Annotated in this window: 18 protein-coding genes; 11 read left to right on the top strand and 7 right to left on the bottom strand. The window is 70.5% G+C overall.

Annotated features, from left to right (window positions below; genetic code table 11):
* Nucleotides 1-421: 421 nt before the first annotated feature.
* The 6 genes from D8896_RS04540 to D8896_RS04520 all read left to right on the top strand — a co-directional run bounded on the left by D8896_RS04540 (nucleotide 422) and on the right by D8896_RS04520 (nucleotide 4,809).
* Nucleotides 422-1,063, top strand: a complete 642-nt coding sequence (locus tag D8896_RS04540; RefSeq protein WP_121820897.1) for an Era-like GTP-binding protein — start codon at nucleotides 422-424, stop codon at nucleotides 1,061-1,063.
* Nucleotides 1,064-1,066: 3 nt separating this feature from the next.
* A complete protein-coding gene (locus tag D8896_RS04535; RefSeq protein ID WP_121820896.1) occupies nucleotides 1,067-1,450 on the top strand; it encodes a DUF2073 domain-containing protein in 384 nt (127 codons plus the stop codon).
* The gene (locus D8896_RS04530; RefSeq protein WP_121820895.1) at nucleotides 1,450-2,220 is read left to right on the top strand and encodes a Zn-ribbon domain-containing protein; all 771 of its coding nucleotides are present in this window, start codon (nucleotides 1,450-1,452) and stop codon (nucleotides 2,218-2,220) included. The genes D8896_RS04535 and D8896_RS04530 overlap by 1 nt, the downstream gene beginning before the upstream one ends.
* 190 nt (nucleotides 2,221-2,410) lie before the next feature.
* On the top strand, nucleotides 2,411-3,886 hold the full coding sequence (locus D8896_RS04525) for an MATE family efflux transporter (protein WP_121820894.1): 1,476 nt from the start codon (nucleotides 2,411-2,413) through the stop codon (nucleotides 3,884-3,886).
* Between the two features lie 57 nt (nucleotides 3,887-3,943).
* Nucleotides 3,944-4,033, top strand: coding sequence for a hypothetical protein (locus D8896_RS20215; RefSeq protein ID WP_449404863.1), 90 nt, complete (start codon nucleotides 3,944-3,946; stop codon nucleotides 4,031-4,033).
* Nucleotides 4,033-4,809 (top strand): DUF7089 family protein, encoded by a 777-nt coding sequence (locus tag D8896_RS04520; protein WP_121820893.1) that lies wholly within the window; start codon nucleotides 4,033-4,035, stop codon nucleotides 4,807-4,809. The genes D8896_RS20215 and D8896_RS04520 overlap by 1 nt, the downstream gene beginning before the upstream one ends.
* 23 nt (nucleotides 4,810-4,832) lie before the next feature.
* Here D8896_RS04520 and D8896_RS04515 read toward each other — a convergent pair whose 3' ends face one another.
* Both D8896_RS04515 and D8896_RS04510 read right to left on the bottom strand, forming a co-directional pair.
* The gene (locus tag D8896_RS04515; protein ID WP_121820892.1) at nucleotides 4,833-5,411 is read right to left on the bottom strand and encodes a DUF7090 family protein; all 579 of its coding nucleotides are present in this window, start codon (nucleotides 5,409-5,411) and stop codon (nucleotides 4,833-4,835) included.
* 81 nt (nucleotides 5,412-5,492) lie between these two features.
* A complete protein-coding gene (locus D8896_RS04510) occupies nucleotides 5,493-5,936 on the bottom strand; it encodes a DUF2391 family protein (protein WP_121820891.1) in 444 nt (147 codons plus the stop codon).
* Between the two features lie 117 nt (nucleotides 5,937-6,053).
* Between D8896_RS04510 and D8896_RS04505 the strand changes: the two genes are divergently transcribed.
* On the top strand, nucleotides 6,054-6,734 hold the full coding sequence (locus D8896_RS04505) for a class I SAM-dependent methyltransferase (RefSeq protein ID WP_121820890.1): 681 nt from the start codon (nucleotides 6,054-6,056) through the stop codon (nucleotides 6,732-6,734).
* Here the strand turns inward: D8896_RS04505 and D8896_RS04500 are convergent.
* Nucleotides 6,731-7,279 carry a DUF1684 domain-containing protein gene (locus D8896_RS04500; RefSeq protein ID WP_121820889.1) on the bottom strand — a complete coding sequence of 183 codons (549 nt, stop codon included), beginning with the start codon at nucleotides 7,277-7,279 and terminating at the stop codon, nucleotides 6,731-6,733. The genes D8896_RS04505 and D8896_RS04500 overlap by 4 nt on opposite strands.
* Nucleotides 7,280-7,409: 130 nt before the next feature.
* On the opposite strand from D8896_RS04500, the gene D8896_RS04495 reads away from it, so the two are divergent.
* From D8896_RS04495 to D8896_RS04480, 4 genes are all read left to right on the top strand, one after another.
* Entirely contained in the window at nucleotides 7,410-7,607 is a 198-nt protein-coding gene (locus D8896_RS04495; protein ID WP_121820888.1) for a hypothetical protein, read from the top strand.
* A gap of 308 nt (nucleotides 7,608-7,915) precedes the next feature.
* Entirely contained in the window at nucleotides 7,916-8,278 is a 363-nt protein-coding gene (locus tag D8896_RS04490; RefSeq protein WP_121821197.1) for a metal-dependent transcriptional regulator, read from the top strand.
* A gap of 105 nt (nucleotides 8,279-8,383) precedes the next feature.
* Nucleotides 8,384-8,818 (top strand): PaaI family thioesterase, encoded by a 435-nt coding sequence (locus tag D8896_RS04485; protein WP_121820887.1) that lies wholly within the window; start codon nucleotides 8,384-8,386, stop codon nucleotides 8,816-8,818.
* Between the two features lie 110 nt (nucleotides 8,819-8,928).
* The gene (locus tag D8896_RS04480; RefSeq protein WP_121821196.1) at nucleotides 8,929-11,292 is read left to right on the top strand and encodes an ATP-dependent DNA helicase; all 2,364 of its coding nucleotides are present in this window, start codon (nucleotides 8,929-8,931) and stop codon (nucleotides 11,290-11,292) included.
* On the opposite strand, the gene D8896_RS04475 is transcribed toward D8896_RS04480, so the two are convergent.
* The 4 genes from D8896_RS04475 to D8896_RS04460 all read right to left on the bottom strand — a co-directional run bounded on the left by D8896_RS04475 (nucleotide 11,289) and on the right by D8896_RS04460 (nucleotide 15,610).
* Complete coding sequence (locus D8896_RS04475) at nucleotides 11,289-11,957, bottom strand: SDR family NAD(P)-dependent oxidoreductase (protein WP_121820886.1); 669 nt, start codon at nucleotides 11,955-11,957, stop codon at nucleotides 11,289-11,291. The two genes, D8896_RS04480 and D8896_RS04475, sit on opposite strands and share 4 nt — an antisense overlap.
* Nucleotides 11,954-12,661, bottom strand: coding sequence for an SDR family NAD(P)-dependent oxidoreductase (locus D8896_RS04470; protein ID WP_121820885.1), 708 nt, complete (start codon nucleotides 12,659-12,661; stop codon nucleotides 11,954-11,956). Before D8896_RS04470 ends, D8896_RS04475 begins: the two co-directional genes overlap by 4 nt.
* Before the next feature lie 83 nt (nucleotides 12,662-12,744).
* Nucleotides 12,745-13,791, bottom strand: coding sequence for an ABC transporter ATP-binding protein (locus tag D8896_RS04465; RefSeq protein WP_121820884.1), 1,047 nt, complete (start codon nucleotides 13,789-13,791; stop codon nucleotides 12,745-12,747).
* Complete coding sequence (locus tag D8896_RS04460) at nucleotides 13,784-15,610, bottom strand: ABC transporter permease (RefSeq protein WP_121820883.1); 1,827 nt, start codon at nucleotides 15,608-15,610, stop codon at nucleotides 13,784-13,786. The genes D8896_RS04465 and D8896_RS04460 overlap by 8 nt, the downstream gene beginning before the upstream one ends.
* Nucleotides 15,611-15,628 lie beyond the last annotated feature (18 nt).

Genomic DNA, 15,628 nt, shown 5'->3' with positions numbered 1-15,628 from the left:
CGATCACCGTTCGACCACCGTTGAACGATCCTCACCCGGGCGTTTCGACTCCAAGCGAACTAGGGGTGTTTCTTCGAATACAAACGTATAGCGACTACCTCAACTGAAAATGACACCCCTCCATTTCAACTGGAGAACGTCGTTCCACCGATCCACAGATCCTGACTGGCCGACTACGAGGCGTCGCCTGCTAGCCCCACTGCTGCGATGCGTTCGGAGACGAACAGGATCGACCGAACACGGTCGACAGGTAAACGGTCGGACCCGGAACACGATCGCCCGGATCCCGCCCCGGACCAGGGGACGCGGGCGGGATCCGGCATCGAATACACCGCTCCGACCGCGGATACGTGTCTGACGTAGGCTTAAGTGAATCCGGTGTCGTTACGTGGACAAGCACCTACGGGTGCGTGAGGACAGGATGGGACTGATAAACGGACTCAGACAGAGCATCTCACGGGCGACGGAGCGACTCTTCTCCGAGGAGGAGCCCAAACGGATCGGGATCTACGGACCGCCGAACGCGGGGAAGACGACGCTCGCGAACCGGATCGCGCGGGACTGGACCGGGGACGCGGTCGGGCCGGAGAGCCACATCCCCCACGAAACCCGGCGGGCGCGCCGGAAGGAGGACGTGGAGATAGAGCGCAACGGGAAGTCGGTGACCATCGACATCGTCGACACGCCGGGCGTGACGACGAAGGTCGACTACGAGGAGTTCACCGAGTATGACATGGAGAAAGACGACGCCGTGCGTCGCTCCCGCGAGGCCACCGAGGGCGTCGCGGAGGCGATGCACTGGCTCCGGGAGGACGTCGACGGCGTCATCTACGTGCTCGACTCGGCGGAGGACCCGTTCACGCAGGTGAACACGATGCTGATCGGCATCATCGAGAGCCGTGACCTCCCCGTGCTCATCTTCGCCAACAAGATCGACCTGGACGAGGCCAGCGAGCAGCGCATTCGCAACGCCTTCCCCCAGCACGAGACGGTGCCCCTCTCCGCGCTGGAGGGGGACAACATGGACGAAGTGTACGACAAGATCGCGGAGTACTTCGCGTGAACCATGCCTGAAACCAAGGAGTCGGACGACGGCGTCCAGATCGACCTCATCAGCGGCGAACGGATGGCCGGGATGACGAGCATGGAGAAGATCCGGATGATCCTGGACGGCGTCCACGAGGGCAACATCGTCATTCTGGAGGAGGGACTCACCCCCGACGAGGAGAGCCGGCTGATCGAGGTGACCATGACCGAGATCAGCCCCGACGGCTTCAACGGGATCGAGATAGAGACGTACCCGCGCGCCCAGACCGACGACGCCAGCTTCCTCGACCGGCTCATGGGGCGGGAGTCGACGAACAAGCTGACCGTCATCGGGCCGGCGAACCAGATCCAGACGCTGCACAAGGACGAGACGCTGATCAGCGCGCTCGTCTCGCGCCGATAATGCCACACCAGTGTACGAACTGCGGCCGGATGTTCGCCGACGGCTCCAAGGAGATGCTGTCGGGCTGTCCGGACTGCGGCGGCAACAAGTTCCAGTTCGACCCCAGCGGCTCCGACGGCGACGCGGGGGGCGACGGGGGCACCGCCGAGAGCCCGGCCGCCGGCGACGCGGCCGACGACGGACCGACTCCCGCCGCCGGCGGTGGCGCGGGCGCGAAGGCTTCGGGGTCCGATGCCGGCGTCACCGGGCGGGTCGACCGTGCACGCGAAACGGTCCGGGACTGGGTCGGGTCTGACGACGGGTCGGCCGGACAGTCGGCAGGCGACGCGGCTGCCGACCCGGCGACCGACAGCGGTCGTCCGGACCCTGCCGGGACCGACACTCCCGACCCGGACGCCGGGGGGTCGACCCCGTCCGCCGCCGGCGCGGCCGGCGTCCCGTCCGACGAGGACGACGCGCAGGCCGACGCCCGGAGCGACGTGGTGTCCAGCGACGAACTGCCAGAGGAGCCGCCCGGCCCGGCGGTGGACGAACGACCGGCGGCCGAGGACGGGGTCGTCGCGGACACGCCGGACGAGGAGCGTCCGGACCTGTCCCAGCTCCGCGAGGAGCTAAACGAACAGTTCGAGAGCATCAGGATCGTCCAGCCCGGCCGGTACGAACTCAACCTGATGGAGCTGTACGACCGCGACGAGTACATCATCTCGCTGCAGGAGGACGGCCGCTACGTCATCGAGGTTCCGGAGACCTGGCGGTCCGACGAGGCGTAGCCGGACCGTCACGTCCCGTCCGCGCACCCCTTCGTTTCCCATCCACAGCCGCTTCGACCGTTCGACAGACCCGGGTACCGTTCGATCCATCTCTACGCGAAACCGGGGTGTGAAACCGACGCCGCTCCGCGACGGTCCGGGTTTCCGCGTTGGCAAGACGTAACCCGGACGGCTCCGAACGTCAGCGAGCATGCTGGAGGACACGCGACGGCGCGTCCGGGACCTCCTCTTTCTGTTCCCCGCGGCGCTGGCCCGCCTCGGTCTGGTCGACCGGAAGAAGGGGTCGGAGGCGTTCGACCTCGCGGTGCCGGTGATGGTCACCGGGGCGATGCGGACGCTCCTGCGGACCGCGGACTTCTTCATGGTGAGCCTCGCGGTCGGCGACACCGCCGTCGCGGCGCTCGAACTCGGCTTCCAGTACTACTTCATCCCATTCGGGCTCTCGCTCGCCCTGACGAGCGGCACCATCAGCGTCGTCTCCCGGTTCAAAGGGGCCGACGACCACGTGCGGGCCGACCTCGCCGTCAAACAGTCGCTGTGGCTCGCGCTGGCCATCTCGGTCCCCATCACCGTCGTCGGCTGGGTGTACGCCGAACCGCTCATCGACCTGCTGAACGACGACCCCGAGACGGTCCGGCTCGGCGCGGTCTACCTCAAGATCGTGATGCTGTCAGTCGCGTTTCGATTCTGGAGCCTCGTCGCCGCCCGGGCGCTCGCCGGTGCGGGCGACACGCGGACGCCGATGTACGTTCGCCTCGTCACCCTGCCGACGAACATCGGGCTGAACGCGGTGCTCATCTTCGGGCTCGGGCCGTTCCCCGAACTGGGCGTCGCCGGCGCGGCGTGGGGGACGGCGGTCGCGAACACCGCGGCGGCGCTCATCTTCCTCGCCTTGCTCCTCTCCGACCGGTTCCCGGTGCGCCTCCGCCTCGGCGGTCGGCAGTGGGACGGCGAGATCGTCCGCGAGATCGTCCGCGTCGGCGCGCCGCTTGCGGGCACCCGGCTCGCGCGGACGTTCGGGCGGTTCCCGTTCCTGTTCATCCTCGGCGCGCTCGGGACGCCGGTGCTTGCCGCGTACGCCATCGGCCGCCGGGTCATGCTGCTCGCGCTGATGCCCGCGTGGGGCTACGCCACCGCCTCCAGCACGCTCGTCGGGCAGAGCCTCGGCGCGGGCGAGGAGGAGGAAGCGGACGCCTACGGCTGGCAGACCCTCCGGATCGCGCTGGCGACCCAGCTGCTCATCGCGGCGGTCATCTTCGCGCTGGCCCGCCCCATCGCCGTCGCCTTCGGAACGGACCACGTCGACCTGACGGTCGATTTCATCCGGATGTTCGGCGTCGGCGTCGGCGCGTTCAGCGTCTCGCGGACGATGCGGGGCGGCCTGCGCGGCGCGGGCGACACGCGCTGGCCGCTGTACGGCACGGTCGCGGGGACGTATCTGGTCAAACTCCCCGTCGCGCTCACGGCGTTGCCGGCCGGCGTCGTGGCGGTGTCGGTCGCCGGGGTGACGGTCGACCCCGGGTTCGGGCTCGGTCTCACCGCCGTGTTCGGGGCCATCCTCGCCGACATGTACCTCCGGGCGACGGTCAACACGGTCCGGTTCTGGTCCGGCGCGTGGCGGCGGGTCGCCCGGGAGGCCGAGGCCGGCGCGACCGGTGCGGACTGATCCCCCGTCGACGGCGATTGCCCTGGTTTTAAGCGCGCGCGGCGTCTCCCGTCGAGCATGAGCGAAGCCACGAAGATCGTACTCGGCACCATCGGCGTCTCCGGACTCCTGGCCCTCGTGCTCGTCGTCCAGTCCCTGCTCGCCTGATGTTCAGCGAGCGCGACCTGCCCGACGACGTCGCTGCCGTCCGTGACGCCCACGCGCCGGACGCGCTGGTGCTCTCGGCCGCGAGCGATTTCGAGACGCTCCCGCCGGAGCAGGCCGAGGATCTGGGCCTGCTCGTCGACGCGCTCGACCCGGCGACCCACCCTGCGGCGTGGCTCCCCGAGGACGCGCCGCAGTTGCTCGCCCGGTACGCCGGGAACGAGTTCACGATCGGTCTCCCGGGCGACGGGAGCGTCGTCTGGACCCGACAGACCGACCCGCCGACCGTCATCGTCAAACCCCGGGTAGAGGGGTCACCCGAATCCTTCATCGATTTCCTCGTCGCTGAGGCGCTCGTGGAGGTCGGGCTCGACGTTCCCGAGAGCTTCCTGGGCTTTTTCGGGGAGCGCTACCGCGACCTCGACGACGCGCTCCCGCTGTCGCCCAACGCCACCTATCAGGTCGCGGCGGCGCTGTACGACGGCTGGATCGGCTGTCACACCCGCGAGCCGTTTTCGGACTGGCCCGACGAACACCCCCGTCTGGGCGACGCCTGGGTCGACGCCGGCGAGCGGATCGAGGGCCGCGTCGCCGACCTGCCGGGCGCGGTCGCCCGCGAGGAGACGGACTTCGCCGACGCGACGGAGCTGGCCTGTGCCGCGATCAAACACGACCTCGACCTGCCCGCACCGTTCGCGGCGCTCGCCACGGTCGCCTACCGGAGCCACGGGCCGGAGTACGCCGTCACGTGGGCGGAAAAGACGTTCGAGAAGCTGTAGCGGGACTCCCCGCGTCCCTTCGGTCAGAAGTCGACGCTGACCGAGTCGTCCTCGTCCAGGTCGATCACGCCGTCGAACAGGTCGCGGTACGCCGCGACGACTTCGTCGTCGTGGACCTCGGTCGCGAGGTGAAAGAGGCCGACGGCGTCGTGCTCGTCGAGCAGCGCGAGGATCGCCCGGATCGCGTCCTGCGTGGCCTCCTCGCCGGCGTAGTAGGCGAGTTCGGTGATCGAGTCGAGGCTCACCCGGCGCTTGCCCTCGGTGTTCGCCAGGAACTCCTCGGTCTGCTCGACGATGCCGTCCAGGTCGTCGGGCGCGCCGACGTAGTGGACGTTCTCGCTGCTGCGCCGGGAGTAGCCGCGTTCGACCGAAAGCGTGTCGAGGATCACAGCCCGGTCCTCGTCAACGTCGTAGTAGTCGAGCTTCTGCATGACCTCCCGCGCAGTGGTTCGTGTGGAGATCACGAGGAATCGGTCGGTGTCCTGCTTCAGAAAGTCAGTGTCGATCCGGTCCGTCTCACCGGTGCTCGGGTGCAGCAGGAGAACGCCAGTCCCGCCCGGTATCTCCTCGGGACTGCCGTCGATCGCAAGCGCGTAATCCATACCACGGAACGCGTGTCCGACGGACTTAAGATTGCTGGGTCGGGGGAACTGCGGTCGTGAGGTTGGAACGCGTCCGTCGGGTCAGAACACGCTGTCGGCGGTCGCCGCGCCGACGACGCTGAATATCGCCCCGACGCTGACTGCCTTGAGCGTGGCCATCGCGACGGTCCGCTGCGTGGGGTCGCGGAGGATCCCCTCCTGGACGAGAAACGTCTCCGGTGCGGTCAGCGCCAGCGCGAGCACGGCGACGGAGCCGTACGACACGACCATCAGCGAGACGAACCGGACCGGGATCCCCGCGACCTCCGCCTCGGTGTCGGGGTCCCGCCCCGCGTCGGCCTTGTACAGCGCGCCGTAGCCGATGCCCGCGACGATGCCGACGGTCACCAGCGCGTGCCAGACGGTCATGTTAGCCGCCAGCACCCACACCTCCTCGGTGACGACGAACGGTCCGGCCAGCAGGAACCCGCCGACGACCTGCTGGGCGGAGTCGGCGATCCGGTAGCGCTTGCGACGGGCGACCATACCTCTCCCTCTCGGGGGCCGATGAAAAGCCCCGCGGCTTCCGCCGCGCTCCGCGTCAGGACCGGGGTCGACGCACACTCCGAACCCGTTTAGTCGCCGGCCCGTCTCGTCCCGACCATGAGCGTCAGCGCGGAGTTTGACGAGTGGGCCGCGGACGGCCGCGACCGCGGCATGGAGGACCGACACTGGCACACCGCCAAGCACGCCCTCGCCCGGATGCCCGTCGAACCGGGCGACGTGGTGCTCGACCTCGGCTGTGGCAGCGGCTACGCCGGGCGCGCGCTCCGGGAAACCAAGGACGCCGCCCGCGCGTACGGCATCGACGCCGCGCCCGAGATGGCCCGCAACGCCCGCGAGTACACCGACGACCCCGACGTGGGGTACGTCGTCGGCGACTTCGGGTCGCTCCCGTTCGCCGACGACTCGGTCGACCACGTCTGGTCGATGGAGGCGTTCTACTACGCCGCCGACCCCCGCGAGACGTTGCGGGAAATCCGGCGCGTCCTCCGGCCCGGCGGGACGTTCTACTGCGCCGTCAACTACTACGAGGAGAACCACCACTCCCACGAGTGGCAGGAGTTCATCGACGTGGAGATGACCCGCTGGAGCAGGCCGGAGTACCGCGAGGCGTTCCGCGACGCCGGCCTCCACGTCGCCGAGCAGGACACCATCCCGGACGAGGAAACCGAGATCCCGCCCGCCGACGAGTTCCCGACGGAGGACTGGGAGACCCGCGAGGACATGGTCGAGCGCTACCGCGAGTACGGGACGCTGCTGACCGTCGGCGTCGCGCCCTAGGGCGCTTTCTCGCCGGCCTCGACCGCAACGTCCAGCCAGTTCTCCTCGGGCGGGAGCGGGCAGGCGAACGTCTCGCTGTACGCGCAGAACGGCGAGTACGCGAGATTGAAGTCGAGCACCATTTCGTCGCCGTCGTCCAGTTCCTCGTCGCTGGCGAACTCCATGTAGCGCCCGCCCTCGTAGCTCTCCTGCCCGGTCGTCTTGTCGCGGATCGGGACGAAGTACTGCTCGTCGCCCTCCTGGCGGTACGCCGCGAGCTCCTGCTCGACGCCGTCGATATCGAAGGACAGCGTCAGTTCGCGCCGGTAGCGCACCTCGGTCCCCGCGGTCGTGTCCATCGTCACCGCCTCGGGGTCGTCGTGGACCGTCACCGTCGCCGTCACGCGGTAGTCGGGGTCCGGGTCGAAGTAGTCCAGGCCGTCGAAGTCGTCGCGTTCCTCCGGCGGGATCGGCGACTGCCGGTGCTCGTCGAAGAAGCGGTCCTTCTCCTCGCGCTGTGTCTCCAGTTCCCGCCGCCACGTGTCCGCGTCGAACGAGTCGGTCATGGCCGGACGTTGGCCGTGGCGGCGGGTAACGGTTGCGTCTGCGGAGGGTGTCCCGGATGCGCCACGGACGGAGATACACTGCCCAGCTGGATGGAAAATAGCTTTTGTACCGGGGGGATACAGGCGAACAATGGCATACGCGGACGAACGCCGCAAGGACCTCGTGACGATGACGTTTGCCATCCAACTGACTGTGGTCGGACTTCTCCCGAACGCCCCGACGTTCGTTCTCCTGTTTTTCCTCGGCGTCGTCCTCACCGCCGTCGTCGGGATCAGGGAAGCGGGACGGCGCTACGCCGAGTACGCCGCCGACTATTCAACCAGATAGCCACTGCACTCTCGTTCAACGCGCTCACTCTGCTACCGGTGCTGTGCGGGGACCGCCGTTGCTCGTCGCTACGGTCGGTTCGGACGGCGACAACCAGTACCTATTTTTAGGATGGCCTAAAAACGGCCCGTATCCGTGCTCGACAGAACGAACGGAGCCGGTAGGGACGAGGGCTGGACGGCCGGAATCGACGCCCATCACCGGGCACGGTCGCGCGTCGGGACTGAATGTGGGCACGTTCCCGCCGACCGGCGGGCGAGCGGTCGACTCCCATGCGAGGCGCAGTCCGTCCCCACGACCGCGCCACGATGAGCGGGGCTGACCAGTACCTGCTGGCGGTGTACATCGCCGGACAGCGCGACGGGTCACCGGTTTCGTCCGGTCACGTCGCCGACCTGCTGGACCGGTCGGCCGCGTCGGCGACGGAGATGTTGCAGCAACTCGAAACGCGCGGCCTGGTGACGTACGAACCGTACGAGGGGGCGACGCTCACCGCCGAGGGGCGCGAGCGCGCGGAGCGCCTCCACGAGTCCTACGTGACGCTCTCGTGGTTCTTCCGGAGCGTCCTCGACCTCGACTCCCACGAGGCGGAGGCGATGGAGATGGCCGGGGTGATCGACCCGTCGGTCGTCGACCGGCTCGCGGCGACGCTCCCGTCGGAGGGGACGTAGCGAACGCTCCGGCGGAATCGACGTGTTCCCCGTCTGCCGCGCCCGGCCCCCCGGAAAACCCACGACGCCCGGACAGTTTATTTCCCCCGCGACTGTGGACGGGGTATGGACGATTTCGAGGCGAAGGAACTGTTCTCGCAGCTGCCGTTCGTCGAACGGCTCGGCATCGAGATGGAGTCGGCGGGCGACGGCCGCGCCGTCGGCACGCTCGACCTGGAGGAGGGCCACTCCTCGGTCCCGTGGAAGACCGTCGCCCACGGCGGCGTCACCTACTCGCTGGCCGACACCGTCGGCGGCGCGGCGGTGTACTCGCTCCACCCGAAGCCGACGCCGACGATCGATATGCGCATCGACTACCTCTCGCCGGGTACCGACCGCCTCCGCGCCGCGGCCGAGGTGGTGCGGGACGGCGGCAGCGTCGCCGTCGTCTCCGTCGACGTGACCGACGGCGAGGGCGAGGCGGTGGCCGACGCCCGCGGCGTGTACAAGACCGGGGGCGGCGACGGCGAGACGACGTGGACCGACGTCGAGGGGGAGTGATCGGTGTCGGCGAAGCCCCAAGCGCCGTCCTGCCGAGGGTTTATCTGCGAAGCCGCGGCCACTGCTTCGACAGCCCTATGCCCGACGCGGCGGTGAGAGACCACACGACGATGGCAGGCTCCTGGCGCGACGTGTTCGGCCACGACGAGCCGTACGACGACCAGGTCGACGGCATCGAGACGGCGGTCGAGACGGCCCGCGACGGCGGCTTTCTCGCCCTCGAGGGAGCCTGCGGTACCGGGAAGACGATGCTCGCGCTGACGGCGGGGATCCACCTCGTGCGCGACCCCGACAGCGACTTCGAGCGCGTGCTGGTACTGACGAGCGTCAAGCAGCAGCTCCGCCAGTTCGAGGCGGACCTGCGGACGATAAACGCGAACCTGCCCGACGACCACCGCCCCGTGTCGGGGCTCACGCTCGTCGGCAAGGCCGATGTCTGCCCGTACAACCGCGAGAAGACGGGTGGGATCGACGACGACAACGTGTACGACCGCTGCGAGGACCTGCGCGACCGCACCCGCGGCCTGACCGGCGAGGGGCCGACGACGGCCGACGCGCTGGCCGCCGACGCCCGGAGCCAGCAGGTCGGGCTGGTCGACTCCGGGGCCGGCGGAGCGACGTACCTCGAAACCGCCGACGAGCCGTCGCCGTACCCCGAGGGGATGCCCGAGTTCGAGGACACGGAGTACTGCCCGTTCTACGCGCAGTACCTCGCTGACCTGCCGGAGGACGGCGACCCCGCCGAGGCCGTCCCGTTCGACTTCACCGCCGAAGGCCTCCTGACGCCGGACGACCTCGTGGCGCGCTCCGTCGAACACGGCACCTGCCCGCACTCGATGATGGGGGCGATGCTGGGGCACGCGGAGGTCGTGGTCGGCAACTACTACCACGCGTTCGACCCGACGACGACCGGCTCCTTCACCGGCGCGCTGCTGGACGATTCGACGTTCGTCGTCTGCGACGAGGCGCACATGCTCGAACCGCGCGTCCGGGATCTGGTGAGCGACGGCGTCGCCGACGCTACCCTGCGCGACGCCGAATCGGAGCTGTCACGGGTCATCCAGCCGCTCCAGTTCGACGAGACGGACGGCCGCGAGACGGCCCGGGAGGACGCGGACCTGATCCGCACCGAACTCTCCGACAGCGACGTGACGCTCTCCGAACTGCAGGACACCCGCGAGTTCATCCGGGACCTGCGGGACGAACTCGACCGCCGCGTCACCGCCCACCTCGAACGCGAGCACCGGGGCTGGAAGGCGAACCTCTCGGACCTGCCGGACGAGGAGATCCCGCTACGGGACCCCGAGACGCCCGAACCCGACGCCATCACCGAGTGGGCCGAGCGCGAAGGGTACGACGGCGGGGTCTGGGCCCGCGCTGAGGCGGTCGGCGCGGTCGTCAAGCGAATTTTAGACGAGGCCGAGGACGAGGGGAAGACCCGTGCGGCTCCCGCCGCCGGGCGCGTGCTCGGCGAGTGGTACCGCAACGGCCACGAGAACTACTTCCGCGAGATCGATCTGGAGCGGACGTGGGACCGGTCCGAGCCGGAGGGGTCGTGGCGGCGGGCGTACAACGCCAGCCTCTCCCTGCACAACTGCGTGCCCAGCGACGCCATCGGCGAGCGCCTCGCCGACTTCGGCGGGGGCGTCCTGATGAGCGCGACGCTCGCGCCCCTCGACGTGTTCGCCGAGGTGACGGGGCTGCGCCACCTCGAACGCGACGAGGACCGGCCGGTCGTCGAGCGGACGTACGGGCTCGACTTCCCGGAAGCGAACCGCGAGAGCTTCGCCGTCGCCGCGCCGAAGTTCACCTACGAGAACCGCGGGCCGACGCCGGACGGCGGAGACGCCGACGAGAATCCCACCCGCCGGACGTACGCCGACGCGGTCGCGGAGGTGGCGGGGTCGCCGGGCAACGTCCTCGTCGGGATGCCCAACTACGCCGAGGCGGAGTGGATGGCGGGGGCGCTTCGCGGCCGCGCCGACAAGCCCGTCCTCATCGACGAGTCCAGCGGCGACGACGCGACCGAGACGCTGAAGGACGACTTCTTCGCCGGCGAGTCGAAGGTGCTCGTCACCAGCCTCCGCGGGACGCTCACCGAGGGCGTCGACTATCAGGGGGACAAACTGCGGGCCGCCGTCGTCTGCGGCGTCCCGATCATCAACACCGCCAGCCCGCGAACGCGGGCCGTCCGTACCGCCTACGACCGCGAGTTCGGCGGGGGCGGCTCCGGGTCGCGCGGCGGGTTCGAGTACGCGCTGACCATCCCGGCCGTCCGCAAGGCGCGGCAGGCCATCGGCCGCGTCATCCGCGGCCCCGAGGAGGTCGGCGTCCGCGTGCTCGTCGACGAGCGCTACGCCCGGGACTCCTGGGACAGCGTGCGCGAGTACTTCCCCGAGAACGACGAGTTCCAGGCCGTTAGCCCGGATATGCTCTCGCTGGGGCTGGAGCGGTTCTGGTCGAGCGTGGATTAGGGGACCCGCACCGTCGTTGCCTCCGGGGGGTCGTCGGCGAACTCGACGAACCGCGCGGCCACCGCCTCGGCGGCGACGCGGTCGTCGGTGACGTAGCCGCCGGGCGGCGCGACCGTCGCGCCGATGGCGACGTACGTCGCGTCGGCCGGGCCGTCGTCCAGCGACGCCGCAAGCCCACGCGTCGCGAAGGCGGCGCTGCTCCAGTCGGGCATCCGTCCCGTCGGCTCCACGGCGTACGAGGTGCCCGAAAAGAGGACCGTCGGGTCGCCGCCGTCCGCGAGCGCCTCGCGGGCACAGAGATAGCCGCCGTACGTCCGGACGCGCCAGGGGCGCTCGAACGCCGCGGGGTCGCAGTCGTCGACGGGACCGCCGGCCGGCGCGCTGGCGTTGTGGACCAGCACGTCGACCTGCCCGAACGCCGCCCGGACGGCATCGAACGCATCGGCGACGGCATCCGGGTCGGTCACGTCAGCCGTCACAGCGACGGCGTCGGCCCCGTCGCGCCGGAGGTCGGCGGCCAGCGACTCGACGTGGTCCGGGGACCGTGCGAGCAGCGCGACGGCGTCGCCCGCGTCGGCGAACGCGCGGGCCAGCGCCGTCCCGAGCGTCTCCCCGACGCCGGCGATCAGGACGGTGCGGTTCGTGCCGTGTCCCGCGTCGCTCATCCGAACCGCACCTCGTCGCCGCGGGCGCGGACGTCGAGTTCGTGCGTCCAGGCGTCCCCGGACTGGTCGACGAGATGCCAGCAGGTGTCGGCGACGGCGTCCGGGTCGGTCCACGGCTCGTGGTCCGGGAACCGCTCGCGGAGGTCGGGGCGGTCGATCCACCCGTCGATCACGAGGTGGGCGACGTGGATCCCGTCGTCCGAGAGCCCGTCGGCCAGCGACCCGACCAGCCCGCGGAGGGCAAAGCGGGCGCTGGCGCGGGCCGGACTCACCCCGTTCGGGCGCTTCGACTGCATCGAGTTGGTGACGACGACGGTCCCGCCGTCGCGCAGGTCGGGTTCGGCTGCGCGAATGAACCGGAGGGCGATCGGCACCTGTTGGGCCCACGCGCGCCGGAGGTTGCTTGGATCGACGGCCGTCGCGTCGCCGCCGGCGTCGGCCGGACCGGGGAGGTTCAGGACGAGCGCGTCGACCGGGCCGTGGCTCTCACGGACGCGGGACAGCGCCCGGTCCGGCGCGTCCGCGTCGGTCGCGTCGAGGTGGAGGGCCGTCGCGTCGTCGAGGTCGGTCGCGAGGTCGTCGAGGAAGTCCGCCGAGCGGGCGAGCAGGCCGACGCCGACACCCTCTGCGTCGAAGCGGCGTGCGACGGATTCGCCGACTCCGGGACCGACACCGACCACGAGTGCGGTTTCGGTGGGTGGCATCGTGCGATCGTGGGACGCGACCGACTAAACGGTTCGCTGAAACGCGGATCTGTAACGGACGCGACACACACGGCAGCCAGTGTTCACCGCGCTTCGTCGGGCAACACGTGTACGTCCGCGGGGTCGAACCCGACCGTCACCGCGTCGCCGTCGGGCGCGTCCGGGAGGCGGACGACCAGCTCCCGGCCGTTCCAGTCGGCGTGGACCCGCACCGCCTCGCCGAGGAACTCCGCGGTCCGCACCGTCGCGGTGAGCTGGTTGGTCACCTTCTCCGTCGACAGCGCCGCCGGGCGGACGCAGAACGTCATCGTGTCCCCCGCGCTCGCCTCGACCGGCGGGAGCCGGAGCGAGCGCCCGTTCACGTCGACGGTGGTGCCGGCGGCGTCGCTGCCGGTGACCCGGCCCGCGAACACGTTGTTCTCGCCGACGAACTCCGCGACGAAGCGGCGCTGGGGGCGGCGGTACACGTCCTCCGGCGTGCCGACCTGCTCGACGCGGCCGTCGTGCAGCACGGCGACGCGGTCGGATATCGCCAGCGCCTCCGCCTGGTCGTGGGTGACGTAGACGGTCGTGATCCCCAGTTCCGACTGGATCGCCTTCACCTGCCGGCGGAGACGCTCGCGGAGGCGGGCGTCCAGCGCGCTCATCGGCTCGTCGAGCAGCAGCACCTCCGGGCCGGGGGCGAGCGCGCGGGCCAGCGCGACGCGCTGCTGCTGGCCGCCCGACAGCTCCTCGGGGTCGCGGTCGCCCATCCCGGGGAGGTCGACGAGGTCGAGCAGTTCGGCGACGCGCTCGTCGGTCGTCGCGTCGCCGGGCGGGTCGCGGAAGCGCAGGCCGTAGGCGACGTTCTCCGCGACGGTCATGTGCGGAAAGAGCGCGTACGACTGGAACACGACCCCCACGTCGCGGTCCTCCGGCGGCACCCCAGTCATCTCGCGGTCGCCGAAGCGAACGACCCCCTCGGTCGGGGACTCGAAGCCGGCGATCGTTCGCAGCGTCGTCGTCTTCCCGCAGCCCGAGGGGCCGACGAGCGTGAAGAACTCGCCGTCGTTCACCTCCAGGTCGACGCCGTCGAGCGCCGTCGTCCCGCCGTAGCGCTTCGAGACGGCGTCGACGTGCAGGTCAACCACGCTCGAACCGCCCCCCGAGGCGGTCGATGACGACGAAGCTGGCGCTCGTGACGGCGAGCAGGACGGTGCCCATCGCGGTCGCCGGCCCGAGCCGGCGGCCGCGGTAGCGCTCGACTGCGACAGGCATCGTGTAGCTGTCCGCGCCCTCCGCAAGTATGACCGTCGAATCGAACTCGCCGACGCTGATGGCGAAGGCAAAGGCCGCGCCCGCGACGACGCCGGCGGCGATAAGCGGCAGTTCCACGTCCAGCAGCGCCCGGGCGCGGCTGGCTCCGAGCGCCCGCGCCGATTCGACCATCGCCGGGTCCAGCCGTCGGAGGGGCGGCGCGACCGAGCGCGTGACGAAGGGGTACGCGGCGACGGCGTGGGCCGCGACGACCGCGACCGCGCCGGTCACCTGCAGGCGGTAGCCGCCGCCGAGGGGGATCCCGAACACGGGCCCGAGCAGGAGGCCGACGCCCGTGACGATGCCGGAGACGGCGATCGGTCCCATCGCTATCGCGCCGAGCACGGTCCGGCCGCGGAACTCGCGGGTCGTCACCAGCGCGACGGCGACGCCCATCGGGAGCGCGACGGCGAGCGTGCCGAGCGCGAAGGTCAGCGAGTTGCGGACCGCCGGCCACGGCTTCGTCTGGACGGCGGTGCCCTCGACCTGCCGCTGCACGAGGAACTCGTAGTACGCGAGCGTCGGGCCGTCCGGCCCGGCGACGCTCGTCCACACCATGCTGACGATGGGGCCGAGAAACACCAGCGCGGCGACGGCGGCGTACGCGAGGACGGCGAGCCGGCTCGGCGACAGCAGCGCGCGGGGCGACGGGACGAGCGGGACGCGGTCGGGCGGGGTCGCGCCCCGGCTCCCCGACGCCTGTGCCGCCTCGTACCGGAGGTAGGCGTACGTCAGCGCCAGCGACACGGCGGTTTCGAGGACGGCCAGCGCGGCCGCCTCCTCGTAGTTCAGGTTCCGCAGGAGCGCGTACACCCACACTTCGACGGTGGCGAGATCCAGCCCGCCCAGCGCCAGCACGATGGGGAACGTCATGAACGTGAACACGAACGTCAGCAGCGCCCCGGTCAGCACCGCCGGGAGCAGTTGCGGGACGACCACATCGACGAACGCGCGGCGGCGGCTCGCCCCGAGGCTCCGGGCCGTCTCGACGGCGCGGGCGTCGACCGTCTCCCACGCCGCCACGGTGACCCGGGTGACCAGCGGCGCGTTGTAAAAGGCGTGGGCGACGACCACGACGGTCAGGCTGCCGATGAGGTCGACGGGCGGGAGGCCGACGGCCGCGAGCGAGTTGTTCAGGAGGCCCTCCCGCCCGAACGTGGCGACGAAGCCGATCGCGACCATCACCGACGGGAGGATGAAGGGGAGGATCGTCAGCGAGCGGAGCGTCCGCCGGCCGGGGAACTCGAACCGGGCGAGGACGTACGCCCCCGGCAGCCCGAGCGCGACGCTCGCGACGGTCGAGACGAGCGCCTGATACGCGGTGAACCCGAACAGCCCGAACTCGGGGAGGCCGGTCTCGCCGGCGAGGAACGCGTCCGCCCAGTCGAGGACGTTCCCGGCGTGTCGCCCCACGGCGAGCGGGTCGGCCGCGACGCCGGCCAGCGCGCCGACGTAGAACTCGTCGGTCAGCACGTCGATCAGCGGCGCGACCGAGACGCCGGGCGGAACCCCCGGCACGACCGTCACCGCCTCGGAGAGCACGATCCCCACCGGCAGGTAGAAGACGAGCGCGACGGTGACGGCCGCCGCGACGGCGACCGTGCCGACGGCGTGGTGTTCGAGCGCCGCGACGGCCCGACCTGTGCGACTCACGCTGGATGCTGGAACGCC

The organism is Halostella salina (assembly GCF_003675855.1).
Classification (GTDB): domain Archaea; phylum Halobacteriota; class Halobacteria; order Halobacteriales; family Natronoarchaeaceae; genus Halostella; species Halostella salina.
Note: the sequence above shows the minus strand (reverse complement) of the source record. Positions and strands in the feature narration are given on the sequence as shown.

Bases quoted from the DNA above. Each gene is read 5' to 3' on its own strand.
- D8896_RS04540 (WP_121820897.1), top strand. From the start codon at position 422: ATGGGACTGATAAACGGACTCAGACAGAGCATCTCACGGGCGACGGAG.
- D8896_RS04535 (WP_121820896.1), top strand. From the start codon at position 1,067: ATGCCTGAAACCAAGGAGTCGGACGACGGCGTCCAGATCGACCTCATC.
- D8896_RS04530 (WP_121820895.1), top strand. From the start codon at position 1,450: ATGCCACACCAGTGTACGAACTGCGGCCGGATGTTCGCCGACGGCTCC.
- D8896_RS04525 (WP_121820894.1), top strand. From the start codon at position 2,411: ATGCTGGAGGACACGCGACGGCGCGTCCGGGACCTCCTCTTTCTGTTC.
- D8896_RS20215 (WP_449404863.1), top strand. From the start codon at position 3,944: ATGAGCGAAGCCACGAAGATCGTACTCGGCACCATCGGCGTCTCCGGA.
- D8896_RS04520 (WP_121820893.1), top strand. From the start codon at position 4,033: ATGTTCAGCGAGCGCGACCTGCCCGACGACGTCGCTGCCGTCCGTGAC.
- D8896_RS04515 (WP_121820892.1), bottom strand. From the start codon at position 5,411: ATGGATTACGCGCTTGCGATCGACGGCAGTCCCGAGGAGATACCGGGC.
- D8896_RS04510 (WP_121820891.1), bottom strand. From the start codon at position 5,936: ATGGTCGCCCGTCGCAAGCGCTACCGGATCGCCGACTCCGCCCAGCAG.
- D8896_RS04505 (WP_121820890.1), top strand. From the start codon at position 6,054: ATGAGCGTCAGCGCGGAGTTTGACGAGTGGGCCGCGGACGGCCGCGAC.
- D8896_RS04500 (WP_121820889.1), bottom strand. From the start codon at position 7,279: ATGACCGACTCGTTCGACGCGGACACGTGGCGGCGGGAACTGGAGACA.
- D8896_RS04495 (WP_121820888.1), top strand. From the start codon at position 7,410: ATGGCATACGCGGACGAACGCCGCAAGGACCTCGTGACGATGACGTTT.
- D8896_RS04490 (WP_121821197.1), top strand. From the start codon at position 7,916: ATGAGCGGGGCTGACCAGTACCTGCTGGCGGTGTACATCGCCGGACAG.
- D8896_RS04485 (WP_121820887.1), top strand. From the start codon at position 8,384: ATGGACGATTTCGAGGCGAAGGAACTGTTCTCGCAGCTGCCGTTCGTC.
- D8896_RS04480 (WP_121821196.1), top strand. From the start codon at position 8,929: ATGGCAGGCTCCTGGCGCGACGTGTTCGGCCACGACGAGCCGTACGAC.
- D8896_RS04475 (WP_121820886.1), bottom strand. From the start codon at position 11,957: ATGAGCGACGCGGGACACGGCACGAACCGCACCGTCCTGATCGCCGGC.
- D8896_RS04470 (WP_121820885.1), bottom strand. From the start codon at position 12,661: ATGCCACCCACCGAAACCGCACTCGTGGTCGGTGTCGGTCCCGGAGTC.